General features: G+C 39.3%; 17 protein-coding genes and 1 pseudogene. 12 read left to right on the forward strand and 6 right to left on the reverse strand.

Going from position 1 to position 15,936, the window contains the following annotated elements; genetic code table 11:
• Positions 1-95 precede the first annotated feature (95 nt).
• The 7 genes from NST57_RS05920 to spxA all read left to right on the forward strand — a co-directional run bounded on the left by NST57_RS05920 (position 96) and on the right by spxA (position 5,670).
• On the forward strand, positions 96-1,040 hold the full coding sequence (locus tag NST57_RS05920; RefSeq protein WP_007499022.1) for an ABC transporter permease: 945 nt from the start codon (positions 96-98) through the stop codon (positions 1,038-1,040).
• A gap of 3 nt (positions 1,041-1,043) precedes the next feature.
• Positions 1,044-1,961 carry an ABC transporter permease gene (locus tag NST57_RS05925; RefSeq protein WP_113747597.1) on the forward strand — a complete coding sequence of 306 codons (918 nt, stop codon included), beginning with the start codon at positions 1,044-1,046 and terminating at the stop codon, positions 1,959-1,961.
• A 12-nt stretch (positions 1,962-1,973) separates the two neighbouring features.
• Positions 1,974-3,053, forward strand: a complete 1,080-nt coding sequence (locus NST57_RS05930; RefSeq protein WP_007499018.1) for an ABC transporter ATP-binding protein — start codon at positions 1,974-1,976, stop codon at positions 3,051-3,053.
• Position 3,054: 1 nt separating this feature from the next.
• Positions 3,055-3,972 (forward strand): ABC transporter ATP-binding protein, encoded by a 918-nt coding sequence (locus NST57_RS05935; protein WP_142154770.1) that lies wholly within the window; start codon positions 3,055-3,057, stop codon positions 3,970-3,972.
• Between the two features lie 105 nt (positions 3,973-4,077).
• Complete coding sequence (locus NST57_RS05940) at positions 4,078-4,365, forward strand: hypothetical protein (protein ID WP_341298236.1); 288 nt, start codon at positions 4,078-4,080, stop codon at positions 4,363-4,365.
• Between the two features lie 137 nt (positions 4,366-4,502).
• Positions 4,503-5,081 (forward strand): GNAT family N-acetyltransferase, encoded by a 579-nt coding sequence (locus tag NST57_RS05945; RefSeq protein WP_341298237.1) that lies wholly within the window; start codon positions 4,503-4,505, stop codon positions 5,079-5,081.
• Between the two features lie 193 nt (positions 5,082-5,274).
• On the forward strand, positions 5,275-5,670 hold the full coding sequence (gene spxA, locus NST57_RS05950; protein WP_003211421.1) for a transcriptional regulator SpxA: 396 nt from the start codon (positions 5,275-5,277) through the stop codon (positions 5,668-5,670).
• Positions 5,671-5,710: 40 nt separating this feature from the next.
• Here the strand turns inward: spxA and NST57_RS05955 are convergent, their stop codons facing one another.
• Positions 5,711-6,376: a YjbE family putative metal transport protein gene (locus tag NST57_RS05955; protein ID WP_142154773.1), complete on the reverse strand. Its 666-nt coding sequence runs from the start codon at positions 6,374-6,376 to the stop codon at positions 5,711-5,713.
• A 177-nt stretch (positions 6,377-6,553) separates the two neighbouring features.
• Between NST57_RS05955 and NST57_RS20340 the strand changes: the two are divergent.
• From NST57_RS20340 to pepF, 5 genes and pseudogenes are all read left to right on the forward strand, one after another.
• Positions 6,554-6,659, forward strand: a pseudogene (locus tag NST57_RS20340) (adaptor protein MecA); the annotation flags it as partial.
• Positions 6,641-7,306 (forward strand): adaptor protein MecA, encoded by a 666-nt coding sequence (gene mecA, locus NST57_RS05960; RefSeq protein ID WP_008348474.1) that lies wholly within the window; start codon positions 6,641-6,643, stop codon positions 7,304-7,306. The pseudogene NST57_RS20340 and the gene mecA, both read left to right, overlap by 19 nt.
• A gap of 85 nt (positions 7,307-7,391) precedes the next feature.
• Positions 7,392-8,912 carry a cardiolipin synthase gene (cls, locus tag NST57_RS05965; protein WP_024720122.1) on the forward strand — a complete coding sequence of 507 codons (1,521 nt, stop codon included), beginning with the start codon at positions 7,392-7,394 and terminating at the stop codon, positions 8,910-8,912.
• A gap of 60 nt (positions 8,913-8,972) precedes the next feature.
• On the forward strand, positions 8,973-10,235 hold the full coding sequence (locus tag NST57_RS05970; RefSeq protein ID WP_341298238.1) for a competence protein CoiA: 1,263 nt from the start codon (positions 8,973-8,975) through the stop codon (positions 10,233-10,235).
• A gap of 214 nt (positions 10,236-10,449) precedes the next feature.
• A complete protein-coding gene (gene pepF / locus NST57_RS05975; protein WP_341298239.1) occupies positions 10,450-12,276 on the forward strand; it encodes an oligoendopeptidase F in 1,827 nt (608 codons plus the stop codon).
• Between the two features lie 231 nt (positions 12,277-12,507).
• Here pepF and NST57_RS05980 read toward each other — a convergent pair whose 3' ends face one another.
• From NST57_RS05980 to NST57_RS06000, 5 genes are all read right to left on the reverse strand, one after another.
• On the reverse strand, positions 12,508-12,681 hold the full coding sequence (locus NST57_RS05980) for a hypothetical protein (RefSeq protein ID WP_008348466.1): 174 nt from the start codon (positions 12,679-12,681) through the stop codon (positions 12,508-12,510).
• 295 nt (positions 12,682-12,976) lie between these two features.
• Positions 12,977-13,888: a ClpXP adapter SpxH family protein gene (locus NST57_RS05985; RefSeq protein WP_007499002.1), complete on the reverse strand. Its 912-nt coding sequence runs from the start codon at positions 13,886-13,888 to the stop codon at positions 12,977-12,979.
• Positions 13,885-14,283 (reverse strand): globin domain-containing protein, encoded by a 399-nt coding sequence (locus NST57_RS05990; RefSeq protein WP_007499001.1) that lies wholly within the window; start codon positions 14,281-14,283, stop codon positions 13,885-13,887. Before NST57_RS05990 ends, NST57_RS05985 begins: the two co-directional genes overlap by 4 nt.
• 277 nt (positions 14,284-14,560) lie before the next feature.
• Positions 14,561-15,325 carry a transglycosylase SLT domain-containing protein gene (locus tag NST57_RS05995; protein ID WP_142154779.1) on the reverse strand — a complete coding sequence of 255 codons (765 nt, stop codon included), beginning with the start codon at positions 15,323-15,325 and terminating at the stop codon, positions 14,561-14,563.
• Between the two features lie 25 nt (positions 15,326-15,350).
• Positions 15,351-15,926 (reverse strand): CYTH domain-containing protein, encoded by a 576-nt coding sequence (locus NST57_RS06000; protein WP_142154780.1) that lies wholly within the window; start codon positions 15,924-15,926, stop codon positions 15,351-15,353.
• Positions 15,927-15,936: the final 10 nt, after the last annotated feature.

Raw genomic sequence — 15,936 nt, forward strand, 5'->3', positions numbered from 1 at the left:
ACGGCAAGGATCTTAAGGTATATGGAGGATGTCTCTCCATATACCTTTCTTGCTGATTAGAGAAATTGTTGTAAAATCATGGAGGTGCAATTCCGTTGCTTAAATATATCGGTAAGCGATTAATATATATTTTAATCACACTGTTTGTTATTGTAACTGCAACTTTCTTTCTCATGCAGGCAGCACCTGGTGGTCCATTCTCTGGAGAGAAGAAACTTCCTGCTGAAATTGAAGCAAACCTAAACGAGCACTACGGGTTGGACAAACCCTTATTTGTTCAATACGTGAGCTACCTAGGTTCCGTTGCAAAATTAGATTTTGGTCCCTCATTTAAATATAAAGGACAAACTGTTAATGACTTAATCAGTTCTGGATTCCCCGTTTCCTTTACCCTCGGAATTGAGGCAATTCTCCTCGCATTAGCATTTGGTGTATTGTTTGGGGTCCTTGCAGCGCTCTATCATAACAAGTGGCAAGACTATACGATTGCCATTTTAACGATCTTTGGAATCTCAGTTCCAAGTTTCATCTTAGCGGCGCTATTACAATATGTATTTGCATCTGAGGCAAGCTTTTTAGCGATCTTCCCAGTTGCAGGATGGGAGTCTTGGGCAAGCACCGTACTACCTTCTATTGCACTTTCCTTCATGCCAATGGCATTTATCGCTAGACTTGCACGGTCAAGTATGCTTGAAGTATTAAATAGTGACTACATTAGAACGGCTAGAGCAAAAGGATTAACAAAATCAGCTGTGACGATCAAACACGCCATTCGAAACGCATTGTTACCTGTAATTACTTACATGGGACCAATGGCAGCTTCAGTGTTAACAGGTAGTTTTGTCGTGGAGAAGATTTTTGGTATTCCTGGTCTAGGCTCTCACTTTGTTACAAGCATTACAAACCGTGATTACACCGTCATCATGGGTGTCACAGTCTTCTACAGTATTATTCTATTAGTCAGTATTCTAGTTGTTGACGTCCTCTACGGTATTATTGATCCTAGAATTAAACTGACGAAGGCGAAGAAAGGGGTCTAACACATGGAAGAGATGAGAAAAGATTTATTTGTGCCTGCGACAGCTGACGCAGCAGAATCTGAAAAAATTTCTAAACCTAGTCTATCTTTATGGAAGGATGCCATGCTTCGCTTCCGTGCAAATAAACTTGCAATGGTTGGACTCGCAATCATTTTCATTATTGTGATTCTGGCCATTTTCGTTCCAATGTTTTCGAAATATGATTATTCAACGACAGATTTGCTTAATGCAGATCAGCCACCATCAAAAGAGCATTGGTTTGGTACAGATGATTTAGGTCGAGATATGTTTGTTCGTACATGGGTAGGGGCAAGAATTTCAATCTTCATCGGTCTTGCTGCAGCGCTTCTTGACGTAATCATCGGGATCATCTGGGGAAGTATTGCTGCGTTTAAAGGCGGCCGTACAGATGAAGTGATGATGCGTATCGCAGACGTTTTATGGGCAATTCCAACACTATTAATGGTTATTTTAATGATGGTTGTTCTACCAAAAGGATTATTAACAATTATCCTTGCTATGACAGTCGTAGGCTGGATTAACATGGCACGTATCGTTCGAGGGCAGGTTTTACAATTAAAGAGCCAAGAATACGTTCTTGCAGCACAAACATTAGGTGCGAAAACATCTAGACTTTTATTTAAACACTTGATTCCAAACTCAATGGGACCCATTCTTGTCACAATGACATTAACGATTCCTTCTGCTATTTTCACAGAAGCATTCTTAAGCTATCTAGGGCTTGGTGTACCGGCTCCATTAGCTAGCTGGGGAACAATGGCTTCTGACGGAATTCCGGCCATGACGTATTATCCATGGAGATTATGGTTCCCAGCCGCATTTATCTGTATTACAATGTTTGGTTTTAACGTGGTTGGAGACGGACTAAGAGACGCTTTAGATCCGAAGTTGCGTAAATAAGGAGTGATTAGGATGGAACGTGAACGTATTCTAGAGGTGAAAGACCTTGCAATCTCATTTAAAACATATGGTGGAGAGGTTCAAGCCATTCGTGGTGTGAACTTCCACTTAAATAAAGGCGAGACACTTGCTATTGTAGGTGAATCTGGTTCTGGTAAAAGTGTAACATCACAGGCCATCATGCGATTAATCCCGATGCCGCCAGGTTATTTCAAGCGCGGAGAGATTTTATTTGATGGGCAGGATATTGTCAAGAAAACGGAAAAGCAAATGCAAACTATTCGAGGAAAAGACATTTCGATGATCTTCCAAGATCCGATGACTTCTTTGAACCCAACCATGAAGGTCGGGAAACAAATTACAGAAGTACTTTTCAAGCACGAACAAATCTCAAAAGAAGCGGCTGAAAAAAGAGCCATTGAACTTTTAGAGCTTGTTGGGATTCCAATGCCTGAAAAAAGAATCAAACAATATCCGCATGAATTTAGTGGCGGGATGAGACAAAGGGTTGTCATCGCGATGGCACTTGCAGCCGATCCAAAGCTATTGATTGCTGATGAGCCAACGACTGCACTTGATGTAACCATTCAGGCGCAAATCTTAGAATTAATGAAAGAAATTCAGCAAAAAGTCGAAACATCTATTATCTTTATTACCCATGATCTAGGTGTTGTGGCCAATGTTGCTGATCGTGTAGCCGTTATGTATGCTGGACAGATTGTGGAGACAGGGACTGTTGATGAAATTTTCTACAATCCGAAACATCCATATACATGGGGACTTTTAGCATCTATGCCAAGCCTAGACACAGATGGAGGAGCTGAAGGGAAACTAACGGCAATTCCAGGAACACCACCAGATTTAACAAACCCGCCGAAAGGAGATGCATTTGCACTCCGGAGCGATTATGCAATGAAAATTGACTTTGAACAAGAACCACCAATGTTCAAAGTATCAGATACGCATTATGTGAAATCATGGCTACTTCATCCGAATGCCCCTAAAGTTGAACCGCCTGCTTCCGTAAAGGCGAGAATGCGTGAACTAGAAGGTAGCTACGAAAAACCTGTATTAGTAAAAGAGGGTGAATAGCATGGCAGAAAAACTGTTAGAAATTAAAAATTTAAAGCAACATTTTCATACCGCAAGAGGGACTGTAAAAGCAGTTGATGGTGTCTCATTTGATATTTATAAAGGGGAAACACTTGGACTTGTAGGTGAATCTGGATGTGGAAAGTCGACAACCGGCCGTTCGATCATTAGACTTTATGATGCGACAGATGGCGAAGTTCTCTATAAAGGAGAAAGCGTACACGGAAAGAAATCAAGACAAAAAATGCTTGAATTTAACCGTCAAATGCAGATGATTTTCCAAGACCCATATGCTTCACTTAACCCTAGAATGACAGTGCTTGATATCATTGCAGAAGGTATTGACATTCATGGTCTTGCGAAAACAAAACAAGCACGTAAAGAGCGTGTGTATCAATTGCTTGAAACGGTTGGTTTGAATAAAGAGCATGCGAATAGATACCCACATGAATTTTCAGGCGGTCAAAGGCAGCGTATTGGAATAGCTCGTGCGTTAGCTGTTGAGCCGGATTTCATCATTGCCGATGAGCCAATCTCTGCATTAGATGTGTCGATCCAAGCGCAGGTCGTCAACTTAATGAAAGAACTGCAAGAAGAAAAGGGTTTAACGTATTTATTCATTGCGCATGACCTTTCCATGGTGAAATATATCAGCGATCGTATCGGTGTGATGTATTTTGGAAAATTGGTTGAGCTAGCACCAGCGAATGAATTATATGAAAACCCGCTTCATCCATATACAAAATCATTACTATCTGCGATTCCGCTTCCAGATCCTGATTATGAGCGTACCCGCAAACGAATTAAATACGATCCATCTGTTCATAAAGGAACAAATACGGAATTTCGTGAAGTTAAGCCAGGTCACTTTGTCAGCTGTACTGAGGAAGAATTCAAAGAGATCAAGGCAAAACAATAAGATAAGAAAAGAAGCACTGCGAGGTCAGTGCTTCTTTTTTTATTTTACAAAAAAACAAGATGATGGTAATTTTTATGTAAGATGAGTAAAGCAGGAGGAAATCAAATGTTGTTATGGAAGACCTTTCGCTATTCATGTCTTCACTTTTTTATCGTCACGATGCTTTTTTCAATGTCTTTTTTAACGGAACCAAACGGAGGAAATTGGATGATCGCATTTTTAGTGATCATTTGCATCATTTCGTTTCCGGTTGAATTTGCTGTGTATCGGCGGACGAATAAACAGAAGGAAGAAGTCCGGCGTATGAAGTACATTTACTTCATCATGTTTCAGATCGCCATGACACTTCTTTTATTTGCTTGCTTTCAAATGCTCATGAATCGTTCGATATAAAACTTTTTTGCTTTCTCTTGAAAAAAAGTGAAACCACCAATGGCATTGCTGCGTCTTACTAGTACAGGCGTTTAAATAGCAGGAAATCGGGAATAGATAAGGAAGTGGTTCTTAACTATATCATAAGGAGCGGATCCATGAATTGGTATGAAAAGCTCAGTGAATACTTCCCGATAGAAGAAATGAAGTCAAAAGAGCATATGGAAGCTTTATTAAAGGAAAGAAGTGATATTTATCATAAAGAAGAAGGGCCTCATCATGTGATGATGTACGCTGAATTTGATTCTTTCATCTTTATTGATTATTTATTTGTTTCCAAGGATGCAAGAGGTGAAGGCCTCGGCACAAAGCTCATTCATAAGCTGAAGGAAAAAAGAAAACCGATCTTGCTTGAGGTCGAGCCTGTAGATGAAGATGATGCAGATACTGCAAAACGCCTAAAGTTTTATCAGAGAGAGCACTTCAAGCATGCTGAATCAATTGGTTATAAACGCAGGTCACTTGCAACGAATGAAGTGAACCGCATGGAGATTCTTTATTGGTCGCCTCGTACAGATAATGAGGAAGAAATGATGGAGGCCATGAGAAAGACGTACGAAGGAATCCATACGTATAAAGACGAAGAATGGTATGGACAATCGTATGAGGATGTTGACGATGTGCTGAAGGTCATTGAAAATAAAAAACAAAAAAATATTTTCGATCACTTCGACTAAATGAGAATGTTCAGACATCAAACATCAGCACAAAAAGAATGAAATTGTCTAGTTTTTGTCACAAAAATTGCAAGAAAATCTGTTCACACTTACTTTTTTATAGTATAATCACTATAAAGATTACTTATTTAGAACAATTTTAATTTAAGAATACAGATCAATATTCATTCTACAAATTGAGGAGTGAAGATTTATGGTAACATTATACACATCACCAAGCTGTACATCATGTAGAAAAGCAAGAGCGTGGTTAGAAGAGCACAATATTCCATACCAAGAGAGAAATATCTTTTCTGAGCCTCTTTCAATCGATGAAATCAAAGAAATTCTTCGTATGACGGAAGATGGTACAGATGAAATTATCTCAACACGTTCTAAAGTATTCCAAAAACTAAATGTAAATGTTGAGACAATGCCGCTTCAACAATTGTATAAACTAATCAATGAGCACCCTGGTCTTCTAAGACGTCCAATTATTTTGGATGAAAAAAGACTGCAAGTTGGGTACAACGAAGATGAAATTAGACGTTTCCTTCCTAGAACGGTTCGTACATTCCAACTTCGAGAAGCTCAGCGACTTGCTAACTAATAGACAACACGAAAAGCTGCCGATCATTTGGCAGCTTTTTTTATTTATTTTCAGCTGTTTGTTCGTAAAAGAGACTGGCTAAAATAACGGTTGCGATGGTTAAAAAAGGAAGCAACAATTCAAGGGTTGTGTGCTGCGCCATAAATTCATTCAGTTTTACATCACGGACAATCATTTCTCCGCCAGTAAAAGCTAAAAGGGCACTCCCTCCGTATAAAAGAATCGGAAACTTGGTTAGTGCTGCATGAATCAGCTTACTCCCCCAAATAATAATCGGGACTGAAATCATTAAGCCAAAGGCAGTGAGCACCATGTTCCCCTTAGCTGCCCCTGCAACAGCGATCACATTATCAAGTGACATAAAAAGATCTGCAATCACGATGGTCTGAACAGCACGCCAAAGGGAGCCGCTGCTTTTAATCCGAATGGATTCTTTCTTTTGTTCAATTAACAAATTGTATCCTATATAAAGGAGAAAGAGACCGCCGATAAATTGCAAATAGGGGATGGTCAATAAATAAACGGCAGCACCAGTCATCGTGATTCTCATCAGCACTGCCAAAAGTGTGCCGATCCATATGGCTTTGTTTCGTTTTTCATTTGATAAGCTTCGACTGGCCATCGCAATGATTAATGCATTATCTCCGCCTAATATGAGGTCTATGCCAATAATCATCAGTAAGGATACGATCCACTCTGTTTCCATCCAGTTCACCTCATTTCACTAAAATAGCTCGTACAACCAATATATGAGGACAATTCAAATATATGTTTCTGTAAGTTTTCTCTGCAAAAAATGCGTTTTTATTTCTTTTATTCATGTTTTATCATAAAATAGACAGTACGAAGCAATACCTCATTTCATTAAATGGTTAACATGTAGACGGAACGGGTAAAGTGTAGTAAAGTACTATTAATTGGGAGCTTGTATGTCCCTTCAACATCTTATATAGAAGGGAAGGTTGGCAAAATGGAAATTGAAAGAATAAATGAACATACAGTCAAATTTTATATTTCCTACGGTGATATTGAAGATCGCGGTTTTGACCGTGAAGAGATTTGGTATAATCGTGAGCGCAGTGAAGAGCTGTTCTGGGAAGTGATGGACGAAGTGCACGAAGAAGAAGAATTTGCAGTAGAGGGACCACTTTGGATTCAAGTACAGGCACTTGATAAAGGTCTTGAAATTGTCGTGACAAAAGCCCAACTTTCTAAAGATGGACAAAAGCTCGAATTGCCGATTCCAGAAGATAAAAAAGATCAAACAGATGAAGAAAGTTTAGATGCTCTGCTTGATGATTTTCATAAAGAAGAGCAAGATCAAGAAGATCATAATGAGAAGGACAAAAAACTTCAACTTCAGTTCGTATTGAAAATGGATGACTTTGAAGATTTGATTGCACTTTCTCAATTAAATATGCAGGATTTTACGACAAGTTTATATTCGTTTGAAAACCGTTATTATCTATATGTTGACTTCCACGAGGATTTGTCAGATGAGCAGGTGGAGAATAAGCTTAGTATTCTGCTTGAATATGCTCATGAATCAGTGGTAAGCATCTACAGACTGCAAGAATACGGTCAGCTGATTGTCAAAGAGAATGCGCTTGAAACGATTCAACAGCACTTCTCGTAACAACCAAAAGTCGATTTCTATAGAGGAATCGACTTTTTTATCTGAATGAAAAAGTAAATAAAGTGATCGGCAAGGAGAAAATGAAATGAGAAATGTAGTCAAAGTTCTATTTTTTCTTATCATTACGATAGGTGCTTATTTGATTATCCAAATTTTTGCCGGTGATCTAGCGGTAAGTGTATTAAGTTCCGTCAGTGTTCTATTCACTTTATCGATTATCTTCATCGGGTTTGTCATTTTCTTAGAAAACAGAAATCCCTCTCAAACGATTACGTGGCTTGTGCTGCTTGGGAGCTTTCCGCTTTTTGGGTTTTTGTTTTATATTTTCTTTGGACGCAATATTAAAAAGCGCAGACTTTTTGAAAAGAAAGCGGTACTAGACGAACAGCTTGTCCAGGAAGATGAACGTATCCACAGAGAAGCAATTGAAAAAATGACTCATATGGGTGACCATCAGCAGCTCTTATTTAAGCTGGCCCACAGACTTGGACATACCCCTATTACGTATCGCACATCCTCTAAAGTTCTGACCAATGGAGAAGAAACGTTCTCTCATATTTTTGAAGAGATCAAAAAAGCAACACATCACATTCATCTAGAATATTATATTCTCCGTCATGATGATCTGGGACAAGAATTAAAGGACATTTTAATCGAGAAAGCAAAAAATGGTGTGATTGTCCGCTTTTTATATGATGATGTAGGCAGCCTAAAACTCTCCCGTCAATATATTGCTGACTTAGAAAAGGCTGGCGTGCAGATCGTTCCGTTTTTACCAGTGAGACTGCCCTTATTAAATAATAAAATCAATTTCCGAAATCACCGGAAAATCGTGGTGATTGATGGAGAAGTAGGATTTGTCGGCGGACTTAACATTGGGGACGAATATATGGGCAGAAGCAGACAATATGGATTTTGGCGTGATACCCACCTGATGATTAAAGGTGAGGCCGTTCGTGATTTGCAGCAGATTTTTATGCAGGATTGGTATTACATGACCAATGAAAGATGCTCGGGTGTGGATTATTTTAAAGATTTCAGCCATATGGAGAGTCGAGCAGAAGGCGTACAAATGATTGCGGGTGGTCCTGATAAACAGTGGGAAGTCATTAAAAATCTCTTTTTCTCCATGATTATCTCCGCCAAAAAATCAATTTGGATTGCTTCACCTTATTTTGTACCTGATGATGATATTTTGTCCGCACTGAAAATTGCTGCGTTGAGCGGAGTCGATGTACGAATCATTGCGCCGAAAAATCCAGATAAACGCATCGTATTTCATGCGTCCCGTTCATACTTCCCCGAACTTTTAGAAGCAGGTGCGAAGGTATATGAATATGATCAAGGCTTTATGCATAGTAAGTTTATCATTGTGGATAGTGAGCTAGCATCAATTGGTACAGCAAATATGGATATGAGAAGTTTTCATCTGAACTTTGAAGTGAATGCTTTTCTTTATAAAACAAAAAGCACAGAGAAGCTGGTCAACGACTTCTTAGGTGATTTAGAGCAGTCACATGAAATTGTTCCAGAAGAATTTGCGAAGAGGCCTTTAAGGGTGAGGCTGTTTGAATCAACAGCAAGATTATTATCACCTCTTTTATAAAAATTGTATTTTCCCCCTTTTCTAAAAGGGGGATTTTTTATTTTACTAAGGGAAAGTAGGTTGAAATCGTGTTTTGATACGATAAAAGTTCAGTTTCGATATTCGCTTCCTGATGAGAGAAAAAGCTATAATACGGTCATCAAAGAGCAAGGGGCGAAATATATGAATGCAGCGATCATGGAGAATGGCAAGCTGATTCGCATCACACAACATCTGACTAAAAGGCGGCTAGAGCATGTAAGAGCTACGTGCAAATTTTACTGTCCTGAATGTAGGCAGGAGGTTCTATTAAAGCTAGGTGAGCATCGTGTCCATCATTTTGCACATAAACAGCTCTCGGCATGCCCATTAGCGTCCACCGGTGAAACAGCTTATCATCAGGCAGGGAAAATGGCTCTTAAGGATTGGCTCACGCAGCTTGGATATGAGCCGTTACTAGAGAAATATGTTTCAAACATTCAGCAGCGCCCTGATGTGACCGTTGCTATAGAAAATAAAAGCTATGCCATCGAATTTCAATGTGCAAATATTTCGTGGAAAGAGCTACATAAACGAACGGAAGGTCTCCGTGCTGCGGGGCTCTATCCTATATGGGTCATAGGGGCGAATCGTTTAAAACGAATGGCTGGCCAGCTCTTTTCATTCTCCTCCATTCATTGGGGAATTTTAAGGCAGTCAAAGAATAGGAATCTCATTTTTTATTGCCCAATCCAAAATAGATTCATCCACCTGGATCAACTTCTCGTGTTTCAGCCAACGAAAATATGTGCCTCAATGACCGTTAGACCACCTTCAGCTTATTGCCAACTATCAGCACTCTTGTCTGTTTCCTCGAGCAATCATTTATTGCATAAAGAGTGGCTCAAGTGTATTCGGCAATTTAGGGAGCGACCACCCCGCATTTTAGCAAATGAAAGCAAGCGTTTAAGAACCATTTTTTATGAGCATCATCAAACAGCATGGCCATTTCTACCGACAGAATTATTTATCCCCCTGACAGAAGCATATATCTTTTCAAGCCCTGTTTATGTGTGGCAAGGATGTCTTTATGATTGGATGGTTCGAACAGGAAGGGAACAAGTGACCATTCATCTTCTTTTAAAAGAAATTGAGCGGTGTGTACAGAATAAAGAAGTGAAGCTCCGATATGCCAATGTCACAATAGAAGAAATCAAAGAGGTGATCATTTCATATGTACAGGCGCTTGTGAATCTAGGGTTTTTATACATGACGAAAGAGGGTAATTATCAAGTAACGTCGAATCAAAAGCCTATACGAACAGCAGATGAAGCGATAAAACGAGATGCTTTCTTATTTCATTAGCATGTTTCATGCCCACTTTGATCATGATAAGAAAAAGGTGGTGCTGCTATTGAATAGAAAGAAACGCTTTTTTCTCATTTTTTTAGTTTGTTTGGTATTTATTTCTGCATATGATTTGACAAATATAGTTCAAAACAAAGAAGATAAATACAACACCAATTTCTTTCACTTTCCGAAAGGTTGGTTCAACACAACTCACGCAAGGGGGATTCATATGACTTCACAAAATAACAACAATCATTTACCAGACAGAAGCGAAGTAAAAGAAGAAAACAAATGGCGCCTTGAAGATATTTTTGAAAGTGTCGATTCTTGGAATAAGGAATTCGAAGCTGTAAAAAAAGAAATTCCGAAGCTCGCCCAATTCAAAGGCAAGCTGGCCCATTCTGCTGATGTCTTGTATGAAGCCCTAACATTTCAGGATCAACTTTCTGAAAAGCTTGGCAAGCTTTATACATATGCGCACATGAAATACGATGAAGATACAACAAATTCATCATTTCAAGCTTTAAATGATAAAGCATCCAATTTATTTACACAGCTGTCTAGTACATCTGCCTATATTGTTCCGGAAATTTTATCTATTCAAGAAGATAAGCTGCAGCAATTTATTTTAGAAAAAGAAGAATTAAAACTTTATTCTCACGCTCTCGAAGAAATTAACAAAGAGCGTCCGCATATTTTAAGTGAGGAGCAAGAAGCTTTATTAGCTGAAGCCTCTGAACCCTTATCAACATCGTCCACTACGTTTAGTATGTTTAATAATGCAGATATTTCGTTCCCTTCTGTTAAGGATGAAAATGGAGAAGAAAAGAAAATTACTCATGGCAACTTCATTACCTTTTTAAACAGTGATGATCGTGAAGTGAGAAAGAATGCTTTTAAAGCCGTTTATAAAACGTATGATCAATATAAGAATACTTTGGCGTCTACACTCAGTGGTTCGATTAAAAAGGATAATTTTTATGCGAAAGTACGTCATTACAAATCGGCAAGAGAAGCAGCGTTATCACGCAATAGTATTCCAGAAGAAGTGTATGACAATCTAATTGATACAGTTCATCAATATTTACCGTTATTGCACCGCTACATTGAATTGCGTAAAAAGGTATTAAAGCTTGATGAAGTGCACAATTATGACTTGTATACACCATTAGTAAAAGATGCTGGAATGAAGCTGACCTACGACGAAGCAAAGGATTATATGCTGAAAGGATTAGCGCCATTAGGAGAAGAATATGTTTCAGTATTAAAAGAGGGACTCGATAACCGCTGGGTAGACGTTTATGAGAATAAAGGGAAACGAAGCGGCGCGTATTCTTCTGGAAGCTATGGTACGAACCCTTATATCTTAATGAACTGGCAAAATAATATTGATAATTTATTTACGCTGGCTCATGAATTTGGTCACTCTGTTCATAGCTACTATACAAGAAAGCACCAGCCATATCCGTACGGAAACTACAGCATTTTTGTAGCGGAAGTGGCTTCGACAACGAATGAAGCATTACTAGGCGAATACCTACTCAATCATTTAGACGACAAAAAGCAGCGCTTGTATGTGCTTAATCACTTGTTAGAAGGATTTAGAGGGACGGTATTTAGACAAACGATGTTTGCAGAGTTCGAGCATCTGATTCATGTGAAAGCGCAAGAAGGGGAGGCATTAACGCCAGAGTTTATGACGAACCTGTATTACGACCTGAATAAGAAGTATTTTGGCGACGGTATGGTTGTGGATAAGGAAATAGGATTAGAATGGACGAGAATTCCGCATTTCTATTACAACTATTATGTGTATCAATATGCGACAGGCTATAGTGCAGCTCAGGCATTAAGTAAACAGATTTTAGAAGAAGGGAAACCTGCGGTGGAGCGCTATACAGACTTCCTTAAAGCAGGAAGCTCTGACTATCCAATTAACGTGCTGAAAAAAGCTGGTGTAGATATGGCATCAAAAGAACCAATTGAGGCAGCATGTCAATTGTTTGAAGAAAAATTAAAGGAAATGGAAGAGCTCATCTCAAAAACTGGTGAGTAACGAGAAGACTTCTGTCAGACGTGTGAGTGCAAACTCACCTTTTGGCAGGAGTTTTTTCTTGAAATAAAAAAGACCAGATTGTTGACAAAGGGCTAAAATGAACTTGATTTTAGCCCTTTGACTTCTTTTTAGCGTGATAGAAAACCTTTGCACGCAGGACTGACACCGAATGCGAGGGTTTGCCTACACGCTAGACCTCGTCTATATGAACGAGGTTTGTACATTCAATGATTACGCTTTAAAACCTTTGAAGGTTTTTCGGTGATTCATTCGATAGAGTGTAAAGAGAATGGAAGCGAATAGGAGTGGAGATGTCAGGTAAAGAGGCAGCATCTTCATTAAGCCTAATATATTTAAACAGAAACATAAGCCAATGGCAACAAGTCCAATGGTTGTGCTGCGCATGCAGATCCCCCCATTTTTTTGTTACTTTCACTATATGAAAGTGACAGTCCTCTTATGTTTTGTGACAAAAATATGAACATATAGTATATCGGTTGTCATAAGTCGACAAAATTTGATATACTAAAGATGTGAAATTAATCACATACAAACATTACCCCTTTGTTTGACCGTGAAAAATTTCTCCCATCCCCTTTGTTGTCGTTAAGACATAGTGAAACCGCGCTTATCCCGGCGCGGTTTCTTCGTACTTATAAATAGAACAAGTGTTCTTTTGAGGGTGAAGAAAAAACATGGGTCAGCACCCATGTTCATTCTCACAGCGGTAGACATCAAGATCTGAATGATTGTCTCCTTCTGTATAACGCCAAAACATTTCCTGATGTACTTGTACACGTTCTACCTTTTTAGCGAATGCGAGCTTTTTCATCTCGCGTTCAACTTCTTCAAGGGTCAGGTCATATACAACGGCAATTTCTTTTGCTGATGCAAATTGAAAGTAAGCGATAAACCATTCAATTGGCGGTCGTTCTGAAGGTGTTGGTTTTTCGCCAATCATTTCAAAGAGAATTTCCTCGTAAATATCATAAGAATATGCACCTGAAATCTTTAATCCTTCTTCACCATTTATCGTATTAAAAAAGGCGAAAGTGGGAAGCTCAGACACATCCATTTCAGCTGCGATTTTCATATCACATTGGAGCGCTTTGACAGCACTTTGAGAATGGATATCTCGCTGGAACTCTTCAATGTCCAGTCCAGCCGTTTTTGCATTTTCTAGCAAGACTTGTTCACTGGTGACGTCCTGCTGATGGCAAAAAAGGGATTCTTGAATGAGTCGTAAAAATTTCATTCCGCATTTTCTGCCCTGAAGTTCAGCTGCTTTTAATGCAAGAGAGGCGAGATATGGTGATGTCACAATTTGTTCAGACAACATTTGTTCTTTTTTGGTCTGAGTTTTCGTGGCAAATTTTCCCCACGCTTCGGTCAGTAAATGTTTTTTTCGTTTCCGGTTCAAAGCATTAATACTAGAACTTGTGACCGTTCGTAAAGTGAAGAAACGGCCATATTTCATTTTCAACTTTTTAATTGATGGCTCTAATAACCAGCAGTCCGGGCTGAGAGGATCAATGAATACATAGATTTCAATCGGCTTTTGAGGATGTCCGTGACAATGTGAGAAATATTGCTCATGCGGATTGCAGCTCAAGATCGTCCGTCCTTTTCAGGTATTTGGTTGACCATGTGACGAGCCGTCAAAGACAGTCGCTCAAATAAAAAGTCACGAATATCGCCGGTTAGTCCTACTTGATCCATTGCATCCTCCATGCATTCAAGCCATGCGTCCGCTCGCTCCTCAGTAATCGGAAAAGGGAGATGTCTCGCCCGTAGCATTGGGTGACCATGCTCCTCAGTATAAAGCGGCGGTCCGCCTAAATATTGAGTTAAGAACTGTTTTTGTTTTCTTGCTGTTTCTTTTAAGTCATCCGGGAAAATAGGATGAAGCAAAGGATGACACTTTACATTTTCATAAAAAGTATCAACAAGTTGCGATAGAAGTTCCTCTCCAACCGCTTCGTAAGGTGCGTTAAACGATTGTACCATGTTGACTACTCCTTTAACTCGTAGCTAATAGGATGGCTCACCCTATTGCGAATTTCATGTATTTCAAAAGTGATATTCAGTTTGTTCTATTTTGTTGTTTCTATTCTTGTATACTTATTTTAACAACCTCTACTCAATTCCACAAACAAACCGCTTTGGTCCTTTGGGAATAGTGAGGGAGACAGGTTCCGTGTTCAATTGACCATATCATAACACATTCAGTCAAAAAAGGGTGAAAAGCGACATACAAAAAACCGAAGAGGTTATTCTCTTCGGTTTAGGCGAAATATTGAGCTGTGATTTTCTTTACATAATTTTGTGTTTCTTTAAATGGAGGAATGCCTCCGTACTTATCTACATTCCCTGAGCCTGCGTTATAAGCGGCTAAGGCGAGTGAGACATTTCCATTATATTTTTGCAGCATTTGTTTTAAATACTTCGTTCCGCCTTCAATGTTTTGGGCTGCATCAAAGGCATTGTTCACGCCAAGAGATTTAGCAGTAGATGGCATAAGCTGCATCAGTCCAAGTGCACCTGCATGGCTGACAGCATTCGTGCGATAGCCGGATTCTTGCTTGATCACTGCGTGGATCAGCTTTTCTGGAACTCCGTGCTTTTGAGCCATTTGTGACACGATCTGATTAATCTCTTTTGATGAAGAGCCTGAAACAGCTTTTTGAAGCGGCGGTGTATAGCTATTGTTTAAGACGTTTCCAATGCCATTTGCCGTATTCAATTGATCGTCATTTGCATAAAGAGACTGAGATTGAAGCTGTTCACTGCCTGCTATCGCAGATAGATATGGATTCGTGCGTGCATATTGCGTGTTCGGAGACGTTGATGGGTCCGACCCCATGAAAGCAGAAATGGAAAGCGGGAGACGAGATAATTCTGATCCGCCTAAAAAATCTTGCAGCAGCGACTGGAATGAAGCCTCAGCGCTTGATTCTTGTCCAGCTGTGAGTTGTGTTTGTCCACTATCCGATTGTAACGTTTTGAGTGCTTGCAGCTGCATAAAGGATTGAAGTTGATTGACGTTCATCATGTTCCTCCTTCAAGGAATTTATCTATTCTTTTATTTTCATTTTTTCTTCATAAAAACGAACGACTTTGTTTTTCGTGTGTCTTGGTGGGATCTGAAATTGCTGAAGCAATGCTGTGAAAGCAGCTTGTCCAATGTCTAAATCATTCACTTCAAATTCAAGTTCATAGTCCTCTACTGTTAAATATCGGCTGTGATCCAAAACAATTAAGCCTTCTTTGATCATTTTTTCTGCTCTTGACGTTTCCAGTGAACCAAAATACACGATTTGATCCTTTTGAATGTGAAGGTGTACTAACCTGTCTGCCACTTCACCTTCTGGCAGTTGGAAATGTTCAAGACTAGCGGGAGGATCGATCGTTTGGTGGGTTTCCAAAAGACCGATCTCATGCGGTTCCTTTAATGTGAGGACCCACTGCCCACCTTTTTCTCTCATTCGTAATGCAGCGAATTTGGATTTTATATCAAATTGAGGTGTATCAAAATAATAGTTGGTTTGAGTGAGGAAGTCCTCGTCCTTTAATTGAAAATATTCTTTTAGCTGTTCAAATTCTTCTTTCATTAATAATTGTTTTAGTTCTATCTCAATTTCCTGTGCCATTTTGACATCA

Origin of the sequence: Bacillus sp. FSL M8-0077, from assembly GCF_038050255.1 — a bacterium.
Taxonomy (GTDB): domain Bacteria; phylum Bacillota; class Bacilli; order Bacillales; family Bacillaceae; genus Bacillus; species Bacillus altitudinis.